Consider the following 18,620-nt stretch of genomic DNA (forward strand, 5'->3'; position numbering starts at 1 on the left):
TCTAAAATAAAACTGTTACCACATATTTTAATTTATAGGTATGTCGTTTTTCTTTTTAATTTTCTCTATAAATTTATATGGCAATAATAATATATTATCTAAATGCTTGTCTTCTATTTTTCTAAAGGCTACTATAACAACTTCACCTAAAACTATACCTGCTATTCCGTCTAAGATAAAATGTTGTTTTATAAATAAAGTAGAAAGAATTATTAATATTCCTATAGTTTGTGTATAATAAAACCATGATTTATTATCCTTTTTGCTTGTATATCTCATAATGATATAGGTATTTAATACATGTATTGAAGGAAAACAATTAAATGGCCTATCATTCTCATAAATTATACTGACAAGTTTATTTGGTAAACTATTACTTATAATAGTTGGTCTTACTATCTCAACTGGAAATAAGTAATAAATCAAATAGCATACACACATACCTATAGATATGGCTAAAAGAGCTCTCATATAGTTTCTGCGATTTTTTAATAAAATGAATGTCAATCCTACAAAAACATATATATACCAATATATATATGGAAAGATAAATATCGATAAAAATGGTATTTTTTTATCTAAAGCTATACTAAGATTTTTACCATTTTCAGCAATTGAGCTAGCTATAACATAATTTATATTTAATAGTGGAAATAATGCAAACCACATTAAATCCAATCCTTTTAAATCACTTAAATTATATTTCTCTATAAACATTCTATACCTTTCCTTCACTCTTAATACCTCCCCCATAATTTTATCTTATCTCATAAAAAAACATTTTATTAATCATAGATATATAACTTAATATTTATTTTACAACATTTTAATTATATTGTACTCTTAAAAAGAAAAGCTTAAGGAATTTATAAGATTCTTAAGCTTTTCTTTTTAAATTATTTATAATTATTTCTTCTACTTTTTTCATATTTATATTTTCTTCAAGTATTTTAGTAAGTTCATCATATTGTTTCAACTTATATTCCTTATAATTTAAAGTTTCTTCTTCTATATTTTCTAATTCTTTAAGTTTTATTAAGTATTTAATAAATGAATTTAAGAATTCTCCTTCATCAAATATTCCATGAATATAAGTTCCAAAAACTGTTCCTGTTTCATTAGAAACTCCTGCTATTTCATTATTGTTTAGTTCGATAAATGGAACTGAATTTCTCCCTATATTACTAACTCCATTATGAATTTCATATCCAAAAACATCTATATTTTGCAAAGCAGGAATTATATTAGAAATTATTTTCCCATTTGATTGTTTGGTTGTTTTTTCTTTATTAAAATTAGTATCTATATCTAAAAATCCAAATCCACCTTCTGAAGTAATATCTCCTTCCACTCCTAGACCGTCTTCTATAGTGTTACCAAGAATTTGATATCCTCCACAAACCCCAAATATTATAGTTCCTTTTTCTTTTAAATTTACAATTTTCTCAAACAATCCATTTTTCTTTATAGCTCTTAAATCTTCTATTGTATTTTTACTTCCTGGGATTATTAAAAGGTGGGGGTTTCCTATATCTTTAACTTCTTTTACATATCTTATAGAAACATCTTTTAATCTACCTATAGCATTAAAATCAGTAAAGTTAGACATGTAAGGAAGTCTTATAACTGCTACATCTAACTTTCCTTCTTTATTATTACTTAATCTTTCAGTTACACTATCTTCATCTTCTATATCTAAATCAAAGTAAGGCATAGCTCCAAGTACTGGTATTTTTATTATATCTTCTAACTGCTTCATTGCAGGCTTAAAAAATTCTGTATTACCTCTAAACTTATTTATTATAACACCTTTAACTCTTTTTCTTTCATCTTCATCTAAAAGCATTATTGTTCCTAATACTGAAGCAAATACCCCTCCCCTATCTATATCAGATACTAATATTACAGGTGAATCACTTGCCTCAGCCATAGACATATTTGCTATATCTTTATCTTTTAAATTTATTTCTGCACAGCTTCCTGAACCCTCAAGAACTATTAAGTCGTACTCTTTAGAAACTTTATAAAATGTCTCTTTAACTATTTCCTTCAACTCTTTATTTAAATCCTTATACTTGTAAGAATCAATATTACACTTTACTTTTCCGTTAACAATTACTTGAGTTTTCATATTTCCACTAGGTTTTAAAAGTACAGGGTTCATCCAAGCCCTTGGTTTAATTTCACAGGCTTCAGCTTGAACAACTTGTGCCCTTCCCATTTCTAATCCTTCTTCTGTTACATAGGAATTTAATGAAATATTTAAGGCTTTAAAAGGTGCTACATTTAAACCTTTATTTTTAAAGTACCTACAAAAAGCTGTAGCTATAGTGCTTTTCCCTACAGATGAAGCTGTTCCAAGTAACATTATATTATTACTCATTAATAACACCCACTATGTCTAAAAATCCATGGGTTTCGTTTGTAATTATTCCATTTTCCTTAAATCTTATAGGAAACTTAAATAGTGGACCATCAAATACAAAGGTATGATATTCTCCATTTTCTCCACAAGCATCTGATCCAGTTTTAATTATGTCTTGAACAACTTTATGAGTAAGTTCTTTTCCTAAGAACTCAGTAGATAAAGCATCTAATCTAACATTTTTTATAACTGTTTTAAACCCAGTATCTATAAATTCATAAGTTAGTTTTTCTCTACCTTCAAGCCAAAGTGGGAATATAGCATCTATTTCTACTTCATTACACCTATCAGTACACCAAGTTCTATGCGCTTCTAAATCTATATCTCCAAATACGCAACCTTCTGCTCCTAATTCATTTTTCGCTTTAATCAAAGCATTTTTAAAAGCATCTGCATATTTTTCTCCTTGACACTCTACTAATAAAAGAGGAATGTTTAAAGATTTTGATACTTGATTTAATAAGTCCTTTGGTACTCCATGAAACCATGATCTTAAAACCTTCTTATCAACTGTTATTAATAAAGCTACTGGTTCATGCCCTTCTTTTATCATTCTATATAAAGATAAAGTACTATCCTTTCCACAACTATAAGACATCACAAACTTCTTTTTCATTTAAATCTCCCCCTTCTAGTTCCATTTTTCTAAAGTTCTTAACATGAAGTGCTTTATATCTATTCCATAAACTTCTTTTAAATCATTGCTATTTAAAACTTCTTTTGGATTTCCTTCACCTTTAAGAGTTCCATCTTTTAGCATAATAGCTCTATCCCCAAAGTTTTGAACTAAGTTTAAATCATGTAAAACAGCTACAACAATCTTATTATTTTCTCTAGCCCATTTTTTTAAATAATCTAATATTTCTATTTGGCATCTTAAATCTAAATGATTAGTAGGCTCATCTAAAAGTATAACTTCTGGATCTTGTGCAAAAGCTCTTGCTAAAAAAACCCTTTGAAGCTGACCACCTGATAACTGACTTATTAACTTATCCTTTATATTTAATAATCCAACCTGTTCTATACAATTATTTACTATATCCTCATCCTTTTTATTTAATCTAGAAAAAATACTATTTATATGGGCATATCTTCCTAGTGCTACTGTTTCAAATACAGTATAAGGAAACTGTATATTAGAAGCTTGTGTCATTAAAGCAACTTTAGCTGCTAAATCCTTTCTTTTTAAGGTTTTTATATCTTTTCCATCTAATGATATATTCCCATTAAATAAAATTAAGTTTGAAATAGCTTTTAATAAAGTACTTTTTCCACATCCATTTGGCCCAACTATGCATATATTTTCTCCTCTATTTATATTGAAGCTAACTTTCTTTATTACATCAATACCATTGTATCCACAACTAACATTCTTTATTTCTAACATACTAAGTCACCTACTTTGATTTTTTAAAGTATAAATAAGCAAAAAATGGTGCGCCTATCATAGCTGTTACTGCTCCAACTGGGAGCTCTGAAGGAACTATAATAATTCTTGAAATTAAATCAGTTATTACCATAAATACTCCTCCAAATACAACTGACATAGGTATCACATAAGAATGCTTTGAACCAAAGATCTTTCTCACTATATGAGGTGCTATTAAGTCAACAAAGCCTATTGTACCACTTATGGCAACTGCTGCACCTGTTAATATTGCTACGAATATGAAAAGATATTTCTTTACTTTTTCTGCTTCTACTCCTATTGACTTTGCTTGCTCTTCTCCAAAAGTTAATACATCCATTTCCTTAGCATAAAACATAACGCCAATTATCCCTATTATAAAAAAAGGTAGCCCAGCCTTTACATAGCTCCATCCTCTCATTGAAAAAGAGCCCATTTGCCACATAGTTATAGCTTCAATCTTGTTTGTAAATAAAGCTGTTAATGTTGTTAATAGAGCATTAAAAAATAAAGAAAATACCATACCTGTTAAAATAATTGTATTATTAGATAACTCTTTATCTACCTTACTTGCAAAGGTTAGTACTATTCCCATAGTTGATAAACTACATATAAATCCAACTAAAGGTAATGAGAAGTTTCCTAGGAAGGGGATAGCTATTCCTGAAACTACTAAAAGTCCTACTCCAAGTGAAGCTCCTGATGATACTCCTAATGTATAAGGTGAAGCTAATGGATTTTTCAACACAGATTGCACTACAGCTCCACTTGCTGCAAGGGATCCTCCAACACAAAATGCTAGTAAAACCCTCGGTAATCTGATATTCCATATTATAGATACATCCTTTGCCTCAATACCCTGTAATAATTGAGTGTTGAAAATTTTATGAGATATTATTGATATAATATCCATAATGCTAATATTGGAACTTCCAATGGAAGTTCCAATACATATTATTAAAAATACTACAGGTATTGATAGTATCATCAATGTTTTATTCTTTTTATTTGTATTCATTTGGATAAATAGCCTTAGCCATTTCATTTAAAGCTTTAATTACATTTTGAGACGGTCTTGCTGATGAATTCTGATCTATTGCATAAACTTGACCTTCTTTTATAGCAGTTATACTATCCCATCCATCACGACTCTTTATATTATCGACTGCTTTTATTCCATTCATATCTGGCATATTTGTTAATATAACATCTGGATTTGCTGCAACTATTGATTCTGGAGTAGGTGATATCCATGATTTTTCATTTCCAAATATATTTTCAGCTCCAACTATTTGGATCATTTCATTTAAGAAAGTATCTTGACCAAAGCTACTTAATTTTGATCCTGAACCTATTTCAAAATAAACCTTCTTCTTGTCAGTTATTTTATCTCCAATAGCTTTTATAGCATCAACTTCCTTTTTCATGTTTTCAACAATTTCTTTTCCCTTTTTTTCTGACTTAGTTACTTGTGCTATAAACTCTATATCTTTATATATTCCGTCAATACTGGAACTACTTGGAATATATACTACTGGTATTCCTGCTTCTTTAACTAGAGCAAAAGGATCATTGTCACCGGTTTTATTATGACCTGATGCAATAATTATATCTGGTTGTAATGATATTATAGTTTCGGCGTCTGGATTTCTAAAGTCTATCTTAGTTAAATCATCCTTTACACCTTCTATACCTTTTGAATATTTATCTACTGCAACTAATTTATCTGCTAATCCTAATGCTGTTAATACCTCTGTATTTGATGGTGCAGTTGATACTATTTTATTAACTTCCTTTGGTAACGTAAATTCATTACCTTCTCTGTCTGTCATAGTTTTTGTAGTTTTTGTACAGCCTGCAAATAAAGCTAAAGAAAACAACATAACTAAAACTACTGAAAGAATTTTACTTCTTCTTTTCATTATTATTCCTCCTAATTTTTGTTATTAGGGCTTGCACTTCATAGAAAAAATAGCTCTAATTAGCTTATTTTTTCCACAAAATAAAAAGACATACTAAGAGTATGCCTAAAATACATATTCATTAATTCTAAATTATAAACTAATAGAAAAATAGCTTGTATAATCCATTAAATATAATTTAAAACTATAATAGTATTCCTATTATCTCACCCTCAGAAGATAACAGTTCGCATATAAAAGGCAGGTCTCCCGGCTTTACTTCATCCTACTTTCTAACCTTCCCGCTTTTGCAGTGGCATTAATAGATTTCGTCCATTTCACGGTTACTGGGGTAGCTCAGGAATAATACCTGATTCCCTATTAAGCTTTAAAAAGCACCTAATATATCTAAATATAGCCTAAATTTCAAATTGATTATATTATTAATAAAATAATATGTCAATTAAAAATATTATTTTATTAGACTTTTTAAGGTACAAATAAACTTTTCATTTTCTTTTCTTGTTCTAACAGCAATTCTATAATAGTTATCACTTAAACCTTTATAATTACCACAGCTTCTTATTACTAAATTTTCCTTCAGCATAATTTTCTTTAAATCTATATTCTCTAAAGTTTTAAACATTATAAAATTAACTGATGGTTTAAAAACCTTTATCTTATTTATTTTCATTAGCTCACTAAATAAATAGTTTTTTTCTTTTCCTATATAATTTATGGTTTCTTTTATGTATTCCTCTTCTTTTAAAGCTATTATAGCTGCTTTCTCTGCCACTACATTAACATTCCAAGGTACTGATACCTCAACTATTTTTTCTAATATCTCTTCATTTTTAGATATTCCATATCCAATTCTAATCCCTGGTATTGCAAAAATTTTAGTCATTGACTTTATTACAAATATGTTTTTATATTCCTCTATTAAATCTAAAGAAGTATAGTTATCGCTAGCTTCAATAAAATCTAAAAAAGATTCATCTACTACTACTGTTGTATTAGTTTCTAGTGCTTTTTTTGCAATATTTCTTATTAAATCTTTATTAGTTAAGACTCCTGTTGGATTATTAGGATTACATATAAATATCATATCTATATCTTCTTTTATGTAATTTAATATATCTTCACTTATGTTCCAATTATTATGTTCCTCTAAAATATAATATTCTATATCCCCATTAATACTTAAAATAGCTTCTTCGTATTCTCCAAAGGTTGGTGCTGGAATAAGTACCTTTTTAGGTTTTAGTGCTCTTACTAAATTAAATATTACCTCTGCTGCACCATTACCTAATACTAAGTCTTCAATATTTATTTTTTCAAACTCGCTTATTGATAATTTTAAATCATAATAAGTTATATCAGGATATCTTTCAACTTCTTCTAAAGCTTTTATCATTTCTAGCTTAATATTAGTATTTATTCCGATTGGATTTATATTAGCTGAAAAATCTATAAGTTTATCTTTATCTAATTTATACTTTCTTGATAGCTCCTCTATATTTCCACCATGAACTACTTTACTCATTACAAAAGCCTCCCTATTACTGTTAAGCTAAGTGCTAATAAATAACTAAAAAATGATACTAAGTATAAAATATTATTAGTTTTATAAACATCCCTAACTTCTATTTCCTTTAACTCATCCCCTATAGTTGGCTTTTTTACTAGTTTACCAAAATAATAATTTGCTCCACCAAGCCTAAGTCCTAAAGCTCCTGCTACTGTTGCTTCTGGATGAGCACTATTTGGACTACTATGATTATTTCTATCTCTTAAATAAATTTTAAAGCTTTCTTTATAATTAAGGTTAAGCAATAATGATACAAAAACTATAAGTAATCCTGTTAATCTAGCTGGTATATAATTAAATACATCATCTAACTTTGCAGGAAAAAACCCGAAATCTTTATATTTATCATTTTTATAGCCAAACATTGAATCCATAGTATTAATAGCTTTATATACCATTGCACCTGGAGCTCCAAAAAGTCCAGCGTAAAATATAGGTGCTACAACTCCATCTGACATATTCTCTGCAACTGTTTCTACAACTGCTCTTAAAATTGCTTTTTCATCTAAGCTTTTTGTATCTCTCCCAACTATATATGATAATTGTTTTCTAGCTCCCTCTATATCATCTTTTAAAATATAGGATACTACCTTTAATCCTTCTACTTTTAAAGCTTTAGTTGAAATAGAAAAATAAATTATTATTCCACTTATAATTATTCCAAAAATTCTATTAATATTAAAACTAGAAATTACAATTATATAGTTTATAAAAAATACTATAGCTACAGAAAAAATCCAAGTTAACCCACCTGCAACTTTTAGAGAACTTTTAAATAGCTTTCTAAATAACTTTTCAATATTCTTACAAAGACTTCCTATTAATCTTACTGGATGAATTGGATTTTGAGGATCTCCTATTATTAAATCTAATATATATCCTATTGTTAATTCAATCATGTTATTCCCTCTTTTAATTTTAAAACTTCATTTATAGTAAATTTACTATTTTCTACTTCTATATTAAGCTTATAACCTTCACCGCAATCAGGTTGCCAACTATAAAAATTCTTACTATTATCAAAAAATAGTTCTAAAATAGTCCCTATTGTTCCTCCATGAGAAACTACTAAAACTGATTTATATCCATTACTTATAAGCATATTTATAAAATCTTTAAACTCTTTCTTTATTCTATTTCTATAATTAATTTTACTTTCTCCATTTGGACAACTTACATTTCCTATTTCATCTGTAATCCATTTTATATAATTTTTATTATTTTTTAGATCCTCATAGGATTTCATCTCAAAGTCACCAAAATCATATTCAAAAAAACCTCTTAACTCATTAAAGCTTTCACCAGGATACAGTATTTCAAAAGTTTCATTTGCTCTCTTTGCTCCGCTTGTAAAGTATTTATCGCAAATTGGGTATGAAATATCTGACTTTAATCCTTTGAGCTCCTTTATTCCATTATCACTTAAGCGTATATCAGTTTCTCCACAATATAATTTTTTTTCATTACAAAGAGTTTTTCCATGCCTTATTAAGTAAACCTCTATATTATTCATCCTTAATCACCATTGGTATTCCACAAAATATTCTATATACCTTATTAGATTTCTTACTTAGATATTGAAGGCACTTACCTGTATTTTCTCTCCATAATCTTTCTTCCTTTTTAAGTGGAACTATACCTTCTGATATGTCATCACATATTATTATCTTATTATCAAAAAGTTTTTCATTATCTATAATATACTCAAGTGGATCTTTATCATCTAAAGTAATTTCATAAGTAAATTTATGAAAGTTATTTATAACTTTTTTGGAAAAATCTATTTCTTTACTATTGTTTGAGCTTCCACAATAATATATTTCTGCTTCTTTTATATTAAAATTATCTTTAACCCAATGAAGTTTACCGCTATAAGCTCCACCAAATATAAGTACCAAAATTAACACCTCCACACTATAAGGCATCTTCAAAAAATAAATAAGTCAGAATGTTCGTCTATTTTGTGTTATACTGCGTCAACAGACCCCTCAGATAGTGCTACTATCTGAGGAACCTGTTTCCTTGTCTAACTCAAAATATACTTCCCATCTTTGACTTGTTATTCATTTTTAGATGCCTAAAATTGCTAAAATCAATATACCCACTGCTTCTGATATAACTAGTCCATACCCAGCACTATCTCCAGACATTCCACCTAATTCCTTTGTGCTTTTATTTACTGAAACTATAGCCGAAATTATCATACTTATTGAAACTATAACTCCATTAATACCTATAAGAAGTGTTAATGTTATACTTGATATAATTAACAAAATATATATTATCATTATATCTATCTTTCCTGTTCCCTTTTTAAAATACGATCCAAGAGAACTTTCCTTCATGGATTCCTTCTTTAAAAGCATAAGTCCCATAAGACTTCTTGAAATTATTGGTATAATAATTAAAGCAATAACATTTATTCCTTTTTCAACTAAAGTATATATTGATGCAAAATTAATTATAAAAAGTATTCCTAAAGAAATTACTGCAAAGGCACCTGTGTTTGGGTCTTTTAATATTCTTATTTTTTCTTTTTGATCCCTTCTTGATAAAAGAGCATCACATACATCCATATATCCATCTAAATGTAACATTCCAGTTATTATAAACGGTGTTACCATTGTAATTGCGCTAATTAATATAAGTGATAGTCCTAAAAGACTACTTATCTTATAGATACTAAACCATATTAAACCAACTAAACACCCTACTAAGGGATAAAGCTTCATCATATGCCTTACCCCTTCATCATCCCAATTTTTATATGGTACAGGTATTATGGTAAACATACTTATTGCCATTATAAAAGCATTTATATACTTTTTCATAATAAATTTCCTATATAATCCTTTCCCTTATGTACTATTTTATTATTAAATGAACACTCGATAACAACATCAGATATTTCTGCTATTTCTCTATTTAACTTTCCAAGTTCCCTTCTAAAGGCTTCTGTATATTTATCATATACTATGCTATCACTAAATAAATAATCTGTTACTATAACAACATTAGATGTCTTGTTTGAAATCAATTTTACTTCATTTAAAATTTTTTCTTGAACTTCTAATACAAAATTATTATCTATAAACATTTCATTTGTTACTAGTGATGTTAAACTATCTATTAATAGAGTATCCTCTTTTTCTATATATTTTAATATATTTTCTATATTTTTATCTTGCTCTATAGTTTCAAATCCCCAGTCTTTTCTTTCAAGCAAATGATTTTCTATTCTCTTTAAATCTTCCTTATCAAAGGGTTTCATAGTTGCAACATAATATAGCTTGCCATTTATACTTTCTATTTCCTTAGCTATGTGTTGTCCTAGCATTGATTTACCACTTTTAGCACCACCTACTATTAAAACAATCATTTTTCAATTCCAACTCTTGCAGGAATTTTTTTATCTACAAATGGATGCTTTATAGGATTGATTTCTGAAACATAATCAGCTAGTTCAATTAAAGCCTTATCTGGATTTCTTCCTGTTAAAACAACTTCTAAATTCTCTGGTTTATTTTTTAAGAATTCAACCACTTTATCAAGTTCTAATATTCCATAAGTTAATGATGCCATGATTTCATCCATAATTAATAAATCATAGCCTTCTTCTACGGCCTTTTTAGTAACCTTTTCAAATCTTTCTCTATGTTCCTTAATTACAGAATTCTTGTCTTCTTCACTTAAATATTTAAAAAATCTCTTCATAGGTTCTCCAAATAATATATGAAAATTCTCACCTAATTTTTCTATAGATATTAACTCACCTGTATCATTATCCTTTAAAAATTGAGTAAGTAAAACCTTATATCCCCTACCAGCTGCTCTTATTCCTAGTCCCATAGCTGCTGTAGTTTTTCCTTTTCCATTTCCACAATATATATGAATAAGTCCTAATTTCATTTAAATTCTCCTATCTACAATATAATTTCTTTCTTCTTTAACCTTTTCTAAATAACATGGATCTATTTCTGCCTCACTAAAAGTTGCCATGTTGTTCATCATAGCACAAGCATACTGAACTATAGAAAAGGCTATTGGGCACCCGCTTCCCTCCCCTAATCTCATATCTAGATTCAGCATAGGCTCTAAATCCATATGTTTCATTGCAATATTATAACCTATTTCTTTTGAGCAATGGGATGGTATAAGATACTCTTTAACAAGTATATTTAATTTAATTGCAACCAAAGCTGCAACTGCTGATATAAATCCATCTATTACAACAGGAACCTTATAATATGCTCCTCCTAAAAATAATCCTACCATTGCCGCTAAATCAAATCCCCCTACTTTAGATACTATATCAATAGGATCATCAGTATCAGGATTATTTATTTCTATAGCTCTTTTAACAACCGATTTTTTCTTCTCAAAGGCTTCATCTGTTAAGCCACCACCTTTTCCTACAACCTCATCAATTTCGCATCCTATTAATGAAGCTAAAACAGAACTACTAGTTGTTGTATTTCCAATTCCCATTTCCCCAACGCCAAGTATATGATATCCCTTTTCTTTAGCTTCTCTAGCCATATCAATCCCTATATAAATACACTCAATACACTCATCATAAGTCATTGCTGCTTCTTTTGCTATATTATTAGTTCCTTTACGAATTTTTCTATTAATAGCTCCTGGAATTTCACCTTCACAGTTAACCCCAATATCAACTACTAATAAATCAGTATTATTTTCCTTTGCAAGAACAGCTACCCCTGTTAGCCCTTTTGAAAAATTAATAGTTTGTGCTAATGTAACATATTGTGGAGCTGAAGCAACTCCCTCCTCAACTACACCATTATCAGATGAAAATATTACTATGCATTTTTTTTCTATTTTATTTTTTACTTTTCCTGTTATTCCAGATAGCTTAATTGAAATATCTTCAAGCTTTCCTAAGCTTCCTAAGGGCTTTGCTAAAGAATCGACCCTAATCTTCGCTTTTTCCTTAGCTTTATAATCTATTTCTTTTATATGTTTTATAACATTATCTACTATTTCTTTATGATCCATGCCCTTTCCCCTTTACTTCTTTCTTTTTGTTATAATATATTAATTTTTATCTAAAAGTCAATAAAGCTTATTTTTATACATGCAAAAAATCCATAGATTAAGCATACTGATCTACGGATTTACCATTAATATCTTTGCAATTCAATTGTTACTTATTTTCTCAAATATTATTTCTGAAGAATTAGGCCAAATATTCTTTTTACTTACAAGCTTTATTTTTATGTTCTTTACTAGAGCCCCATTTAAAAATATTTCAATAAAATTTTTATTATTCCCTGTATATGATCCAAATAATATTAATTTATCAATATCATTTTCTTCATCTACTATTTCATAAATTTCATAATAACTAACTTCTCTATTAAATGATGAGTATTTAATTTTATTAATTGAAATATAGTCATTGAATTTATATCTAAACTCTCTGGAAAAGCAATTTTTTACATTTTTTAAATATACTTCATTCTTCTCTAAGTCCGAATCACTGCAATAATCTTCATTATACTTACTAGCTATAGATAAAAGCTTATGTATTTTTTCCTTGGAAATTTTAAAGAATTCATTATAATTAAAAAAACCTTCATACAACACTGTAGTTGATAGAACTTCATCTATTTCAATACAACTCATACTAAGCCTCCTTTAATCTAAATTAAAAGCCCCTAAATTTACCTAAATTATAACAAAATACCCTATACTTATATTTTCATACTTTTTTCTACAATTTTAAAGTCCTATATTCTTCAAAAATAGTCATAAAAAAATAGGACTAAAGTCCTATTTTGGAAATATTTTTTTATTTTATGTAGATTAATTATACATTTAATTAAATTTGCTCAATTAGTTCGTTAATTTTCTCCTTATTTATAATTCTCCATTCTCCTAACGCTAAGCCTTGTATTTCTATATTGATAATTCTTATTCTTTCTAATTTAATAACATTATATCCTAAAGCTTTACTCATTCTTCGAATTTGTCTATTTAATCCCTGAGTTAAAATTATCCTAAATACATTACCATCTATTCTTTTTACTTTACAAGGTCTTGTCACTCCCCCTAATATTTCTACCCCTAATGACATCTTTTCAATAAAATTATCATCAAAATCTTTATCTAAGGTTACAACATATTCCTTTTCGTGATAGCTATCTGAAGATAATATTTTATTTGCCGTTTCACCATCATTTGTCATTAAAATTAATCCTTGTGAATCCTTATCTAGCCTACCAACTGGGAATACATACTCGCTATAATTTAAATAACTTATTATATTATTCTCTATTTCTTTTGAAGCTGTACATATTATTCCTGGTGGCTTATTTAAAACTATATATATCTTCTCCTTAGGCTTTACTTTATTATCATCTAAAAATATATCATCACTTTCTTCAACCCATTGACCTTTTTCGCATATATTTCCATTCACTTTTATTCTATTATCTTCAATTAATCTATTTACTTCTTTTCTAGAACAATAACCATAATTACTAAGTAATTTATTTATTCTCACAGTGTAAATACCCTTCCCTTATATTCCAACAACTTCTTTAATAGCTTCTACTACTCCATTATCATTATTGCTTTTTGCAATAAATCTAGACACTTTTTTCAAATCATCATGTGCATTTTCCATAGCATAACTATAATAAGCACTTCCCATCATTTCTAAATCATTTAGGTAGTCACCAAATACCATAGTTTCTTTATGACTTATCCCTAACATATCTTGTATTTTATTTATAGCTACACCTTTATTAACACCTTTAGCAGTTATATCAAGCCAAATTTCACCTGATACTGTAACTTGTAGCTTGTCTCTATATTCATTATAGTAATTATTACTATTGAATTCAGAGCCTGAAAAATCACATATAGTTACCTTAAGTATATCATCCTCTATCTTAGTTAAATCATCAACTATTTCATATCTTTCATAATATTTTTTTGTTTCCTTTACAAACCTTTCATCAGCATTTTCTATATAAGCTGATTTTTTACCACAAACTATAACATATGAATTTTTTATCTTTCTACCTATTTCTATAAGATTGATTGCAACTTTCTTCTCTAGTGAATTAACTAATATTTCTTCCCCGTTATATACAACAAAGGTTCCATTTTCAGCTATAAACATCATTTTATCTTTTATATTTTCAAATCTTTTTAGTAAATTGTAATATTGTCTTCCACTTGCGGCTGCAAATATTATATCTTTTTCAATAAGCTTATTAAAAATATCAAAAAATTCTTTGTTTATTTCGTTTTTTTCATTTAATAATGTTCCATCCATATCTGATGCTATAAATTTTATCATATGCTTTATCACTCCCAATTATTATTTAAAATATTATTTTTACATTATACTTATCTAAACCTTCTATTATATTATCATCTGGTTTCTTATCTGTAATTATATAATCAATTTCATCTAGTGTAGAAAATTTATATGATCCATCATTATAAAACTTCTCATTTATTGTAACTAAATATCTATTTTTACTTGCTTTTATAAGTGCTTCTTTTGTACTTACTTCAACTAAATTAAAGTTACTTACAAAATTATCCTCTATATTGATTCCTCCAACCCCAATAAATGCTTTATCTATTTTAAATTTTTTGATCTCATCTACAGTAAAAGTTCCTATAGTTCCCCCTGTTTTCTTATTATAAATACCACCTAATTGTATCACTTCTACATTTGGTATTGAATCAAAAGCCATAGCAATTCTATTCATATTTGTTATTAATGTTATATTCTTTTTAAATGAATACATCATAGTTGCAACAGTATAATTTGTACTAGAAATATCCATAAATACTACATCATTTTCCTCTATCTCATCTATAACCATCTTTGCAATTTTTTCTTTTTCTTTAATATTACTTATAATTCTTGAAGTTGTATTGTCATTATGAATTATTCTTCTTTCTAAAATCGCTCCACCATATGTTCTTTTAATATTACCATACTTCTCTAATTTACATAAATCTTTACGAATCATTCCTTCTGATACATTAAACTTTTCGCTTAAATCCTTAACTTTAACTTTTCCATCTTTCTTTAACAATTCTAATATATCCTCTAGTCTTTCTTCCATAAACAAATCGCTCACCCTCTCATAATTTCAAATAACTATATGTTATCATTTATTATTGTTTAGTATCATTTTATATCATTGACTGCTTTTTTTCAAGTTAAAAAGCTAGTATAAATTTTCTCAAATTCATACTAGCTTTCAAAAATTAACTTAAATTACCGTAGTTATCAAAGCTTTCTATTTTATTATCATTAATAATATTTTTCTTTGTAATAAAGAAAAGTGATATTATCATACCTATACTTCCAACTACAATAAAACCTATATTAGTACCAGTTGACATAAGATACTCAGATATAAATGCTGGCAATATTACTGCAATTGTATTATTTACCATATGCATTATTATAGCTGGTATCAATGATTTAGTTTTATAGGTCACAAATCCAAATATAATACCTAAAAACGCTGCATAAATACCTTGAATAAGATTTCCATGATAAATTCCAAATAATATTCCTTGTATTACTATTGTCCATTTTAAAGATATATTTTTACTTAATGTTTTATATACTACCCCCCTAAATAAAAATTCTTCAGCAAATGGAGCAACTATTCCTACAGTTAATATTGCTATAAATACACTTCCATCACTTAAAGGTGAAAGCATTTCCTCCATCTTTGCAAAATATGATGGTAAAAGTCCATTATTTTGAATTAAAGTTAATACTCCTGAATTAAAAAGCCATACAGATAGTCCTAATCCAGCTGCAATAATTATATTTGTGCTATTTGTTTTTCTTAAAAGAATTTCTTCTTTTAGCTTTTTCTTTCTTATTTTATAAATTAGCATAAATACTAATACAGTTACTATAGAAGAAATTAATAGCATGGTACTTGTTAATCCTATTATTTGATTAATCATCACATCCATATTGTCTAAATTACTTACTAATTCTGCTCCATCTTGTGTCAGACTTTTTACAACATAATATATTCCTATAGCTATTCCCCCAATTACAAAAACAGCTATCTGAATAACAAAAGCCAAAAGTAAATATCCTACGGCAGCAAAAAAGCTTTTAAATTTTCCCTTCATTCTTTTCCCCCTTAAATAATAGCTTTATTTCTTATAAATATAATTATATACTAAAATTAACACTTTCACTATATTTACTTTTATTACAATATAAAGAAAATAAACTAAAAATATCATAACCTTTGGTTAAATACTCATAAAAAACTTTATTTTACCATACTTATATCTTTATTTTTTTTCTTCCTTGGTTTAAAATTAAAAGTAAAACTAAAGTGTTATTATATAGATATATACATAATTTTATTAATAATCACTAATAAATATAATAACTGATTTAAAAGTAAAAAATAGTATATAACTAATTATATAAACCTAATAAAAAGATAAATTTGTACAGGAGAGGTATGCATATGTCAAATGAAATTAATTCATCTAATTTTATAAGAAACATAATAATTGAAGATTTAGAAAGCAAGAAACATGATGAGATTATCACTCGTTTTCCACCTGAACCAAATGGCTATTTACATATAGGTCATGCTAAATCAATAGTTTTAAACTCAGGTCTTGCAAAAGAATTTAATGGAAAGTTTAACTTAAGATTTGATGACACTAATCCAACTAAGGAAGATACTGAGTATGTAGATTCAATTAAAGAGGATGTTAAATGGCTTGGTGGAAACTGGGATAATATTTACTTTGCTTCTAACTACTTTGATATTATGTACGATAAAGCAAAACTTTTAATAAAAAAAGGATTAGCTTATGTATGTGATTTAACACCTGAAGAAATAAGAGAACACAGAGGTACATTAACTCAGCCAGGTAAAGCAAGCCCTTATAGAAACAGAACTACTGAAGAAAGCCTTGATTTATTAGAAAGAATGAAAAAAGGTGAATTTAAAGATGGAGAAAAGGTATTAAGAGCTAAAATAGATATGGCTTCTCCTAATATAAATATGAGAGATCCTATTATATATAGAATAGCACATGCTACTCATCACAATACTGGTGATGAATGGTGTATATATCCTATGTATGATTTCGCTCATCCACTTGAAGATGCAATTGAAGGAATAACTCATTCTATTTGTACATTAGAATTTGAAGATCATAGACCACTTTATGATTGGTTCGTAAGAGAATGTGAAATGGAAAGCACCCCAAGACAAATAGAATTTGCAAGACTTAACATTACTAATACTGTTATGAGTAAAAGAAAACTTAAGCAATTAGTAGATGAAAAGATTGTTGATGGTTGGGATGACCCAAGAATGCCTACAGTATCAGGATTAAGAAGAAAAGGATATACTCCTGAAGCTATAAAAAACTTCTGTAGCGCTATTGGTGTTTCAAAAGCAAACTCAGTTGTAGATTCACAAATGCTTGAATACTTCATAAGAGAAGATCTTCAACTAAAAGCTAATGCTGCTATGGCTATTATGAGACCTTTAAAGGTTGTTATAACAAACTACCAAGAAGGTCAAACAGAAATGTTACCAATTCCAAACAACGCTAAAAATGAAGAAGCTGGTACTAGGGAAGTTCCATTCTCAAGAGAAATATATATAGAGCAAGATGATTTTATGGAAGTACCTGTAAAAAAATATTTTAGATTATTCCCTGGTAATGAAGTTAGATTAATCGGTGCTTACTTTATAAAATGTAATGATGTTATAAAAGATGAAAATGGCAATGTTATAGAATTACATTGTACTTATGATCCAGAAACTAAGAGTGGTTCAGGATTTACTGGTAGAAAGGTTAAAGGAACTATTCATTGGGTAGACGCTAACAGTGCTAAGCCTGCTGAATTTAGACTTTATGAGCCATTAATACTAGATGATGCTCCTGAAAATGAGGGTAAGCACTTCTTAGAACAAATAAATCCTAATTCATTAGAAGTATTAGAAGGCTTCATAGAAGCCACTACTGCTACAATAGCTAAAGCACAAGATAAATTCCAATTAGTAAGAAATGGTTTCTTTAATGTAGACCCTAAGTACACTACTGATGATAAATTAGTATTCAATAGAATCGTATCATTAAAAAGCTCATTTAAACTATAATTAATGAATTTTAAAATAAGATGATACTTAATTGAAACTAAATTAATATATTTTTGTAAAAAGGTTGCTCAAAAGCAACCTTTTTTAATTTATAATTTAAATCTCAATTTTTTATACTAATCAGTCAAAT

General features: G+C 27.7%; 20 protein-coding genes and 1 riboswitch. Of the genes, 1 reads left to right on the forward strand and 19 read right to left on the reverse strand.

The window, feature by feature from the left end:
- Positions 1-27: 27 nt before the first annotated feature.
- The 19 genes from ACH36K_RS16580 to ACH36K_RS16670 form a co-directional block, all read right to left on the reverse strand.
- Positions 28-735: a phosphatase PAP2 family protein gene (locus ACH36K_RS16580; RefSeq protein ID WP_411168700.1), complete on the reverse strand. Its 708-nt coding sequence runs from the start codon at positions 733-735 to the stop codon at positions 28-30.
- Between the two features lie 142 nt (positions 736-877).
- Positions 878-2,383 carry a cobyric acid synthase gene (locus ACH36K_RS16585; RefSeq protein ID WP_411168701.1) on the reverse strand — a complete coding sequence of 502 codons (1,506 nt, stop codon included), beginning with the start codon at positions 2,381-2,383 and terminating at the stop codon, positions 878-880.
- A complete protein-coding gene (locus tag ACH36K_RS16590; RefSeq protein WP_411168702.1) occupies positions 2,376-3,041 on the reverse strand; it encodes a diphthine--ammonia ligase in 666 nt (221 codons plus the stop codon). The genes ACH36K_RS16585 and ACH36K_RS16590 overlap by 8 nt, the downstream gene beginning before the upstream one ends.
- 15 nt (positions 3,042-3,056) lie before the next feature.
- Complete coding sequence (locus ACH36K_RS16595) at positions 3,057-3,812, reverse strand: ABC transporter ATP-binding protein (protein ID WP_411168703.1); 756 nt, start codon at positions 3,810-3,812, stop codon at positions 3,057-3,059.
- 10 nt (positions 3,813-3,822) lie between these two features.
- Positions 3,823-4,851 (reverse strand): FecCD family ABC transporter permease, encoded by a 1,029-nt coding sequence (locus ACH36K_RS16600; protein WP_411168704.1) that lies wholly within the window; start codon positions 4,849-4,851, stop codon positions 3,823-3,825.
- On the reverse strand, positions 4,838-5,755 hold the full coding sequence (locus ACH36K_RS16605) for an ABC transporter substrate-binding protein (protein WP_411168705.1): 918 nt from the start codon (positions 5,753-5,755) through the stop codon (positions 4,838-4,840). Before ACH36K_RS16605 ends, ACH36K_RS16600 begins: the two co-directional genes overlap by 14 nt.
- 221 nt (positions 5,756-5,976) lie before the next feature.
- Positions 5,977-6,152, reverse strand: a riboswitch (cobalamin riboswitch).
- Between the two features lie 54 nt (positions 6,153-6,206).
- A complete protein-coding gene (gene cobD / locus ACH36K_RS16610) occupies positions 6,207-7,280 on the reverse strand; it encodes a threonine-phosphate decarboxylase CobD (protein WP_411168706.1) in 1,074 nt (357 codons plus the stop codon).
- Positions 7,280-8,224: a cobalamin biosynthesis protein gene (locus tag ACH36K_RS16615; RefSeq protein ID WP_411168707.1), complete on the reverse strand. Its 945-nt coding sequence runs from the start codon at positions 8,222-8,224 to the stop codon at positions 7,280-7,282. Before ACH36K_RS16615 ends, cobD begins: the two co-directional genes overlap by 1 nt.
- Positions 8,221-8,838 (reverse strand): histidine phosphatase family protein, encoded by a 618-nt coding sequence (locus ACH36K_RS16620; RefSeq protein ID WP_411168708.1) that lies wholly within the window; start codon positions 8,836-8,838, stop codon positions 8,221-8,223. Before ACH36K_RS16620 ends, ACH36K_RS16615 begins: the two co-directional genes overlap by 4 nt.
- Positions 8,831-9,232, reverse strand: a complete 402-nt coding sequence (locus ACH36K_RS16625) for a bifunctional adenosylcobinamide kinase/adenosylcobinamide-phosphate guanylyltransferase (protein ID WP_411170721.1) — start codon at positions 9,230-9,232, stop codon at positions 8,831-8,833. Before ACH36K_RS16625 ends, ACH36K_RS16620 begins: the two co-directional genes overlap by 8 nt.
- Positions 9,233-9,394: 162 nt before the next feature.
- Entirely contained in the window at positions 9,395-10,156 is a 762-nt protein-coding gene (locus ACH36K_RS16630; protein ID WP_411168709.1) for an adenosylcobinamide-GDP ribazoletransferase, read from the reverse strand.
- Positions 10,153-10,704, reverse strand: a complete 552-nt coding sequence (locus ACH36K_RS16635) for a bifunctional adenosylcobinamide kinase/adenosylcobinamide-phosphate guanylyltransferase (protein WP_411168710.1) — start codon at positions 10,702-10,704, stop codon at positions 10,153-10,155. The genes ACH36K_RS16630 and ACH36K_RS16635 overlap by 4 nt, the downstream gene beginning before the upstream one ends.
- Positions 10,701-11,234 (reverse strand): cob(I)yrinic acid a,c-diamide adenosyltransferase, encoded by a 534-nt coding sequence (locus ACH36K_RS16640; RefSeq protein ID WP_411168711.1) that lies wholly within the window; start codon positions 11,232-11,234, stop codon positions 10,701-10,703. Before ACH36K_RS16640 ends, ACH36K_RS16635 begins: the two co-directional genes overlap by 4 nt.
- Positions 11,235-12,344, reverse strand: coding sequence for a nicotinate-nucleotide--dimethylbenzimidazole phosphoribosyltransferase (gene cobT / locus ACH36K_RS16645; protein WP_411168712.1), 1,110 nt, complete (start codon positions 12,342-12,344; stop codon positions 11,235-11,237). It lies immediately after the preceding gene.
- A 141-nt stretch (positions 12,345-12,485) separates the two neighbouring features.
- Complete coding sequence (locus ACH36K_RS16650; RefSeq protein ID WP_411168713.1) at positions 12,486-12,974, reverse strand: hypothetical protein; 489 nt, start codon at positions 12,972-12,974, stop codon at positions 12,486-12,488.
- A 196-nt stretch (positions 12,975-13,170) separates the two neighbouring features.
- Positions 13,171-13,854 carry a pseudouridine synthase gene (locus ACH36K_RS16655; protein WP_411168714.1) on the reverse strand — a complete coding sequence of 228 codons (684 nt, stop codon included), beginning with the start codon at positions 13,852-13,854 and terminating at the stop codon, positions 13,171-13,173.
- 18 nt (positions 13,855-13,872) lie between these two features.
- A complete protein-coding gene (locus ACH36K_RS16660; RefSeq protein ID WP_411168715.1) occupies positions 13,873-14,658 on the reverse strand; it encodes an HAD family hydrolase in 786 nt (261 codons plus the stop codon).
- 25 nt (positions 14,659-14,683) lie between these two features.
- Positions 14,684-15,442 carry a DeoR/GlpR family DNA-binding transcription regulator gene (locus ACH36K_RS16665; protein WP_411168716.1) on the reverse strand — a complete coding sequence of 253 codons (759 nt, stop codon included), beginning with the start codon at positions 15,440-15,442 and terminating at the stop codon, positions 14,684-14,686.
- 145 nt (positions 15,443-15,587) lie between these two features.
- Positions 15,588-16,481 (reverse strand): CPBP family intramembrane glutamic endopeptidase, encoded by an 894-nt coding sequence (locus ACH36K_RS16670; RefSeq protein WP_411168717.1) that lies wholly within the window; start codon positions 16,479-16,481, stop codon positions 15,588-15,590.
- A gap of 350 nt (positions 16,482-16,831) precedes the next feature.
- Between ACH36K_RS16670 and ACH36K_RS16675 the strand changes: the two genes are divergently transcribed.
- Positions 16,832-18,490, forward strand: coding sequence for a glutamine--tRNA ligase/YqeY domain fusion protein (locus tag ACH36K_RS16675; RefSeq protein ID WP_411168718.1), 1,659 nt, complete (start codon positions 16,832-16,834; stop codon positions 18,488-18,490).
- The last annotated feature ends 130 nt before the right edge of the window (positions 18,491-18,620 follow it).

Source organism: Clostridium sp. MB05 (assembly GCF_046581255.1).
In the GTDB taxonomy this organism is placed as follows: Bacteria; Bacillota; Clostridia; order Clostridiales; family Clostridiaceae; genus Clostridium.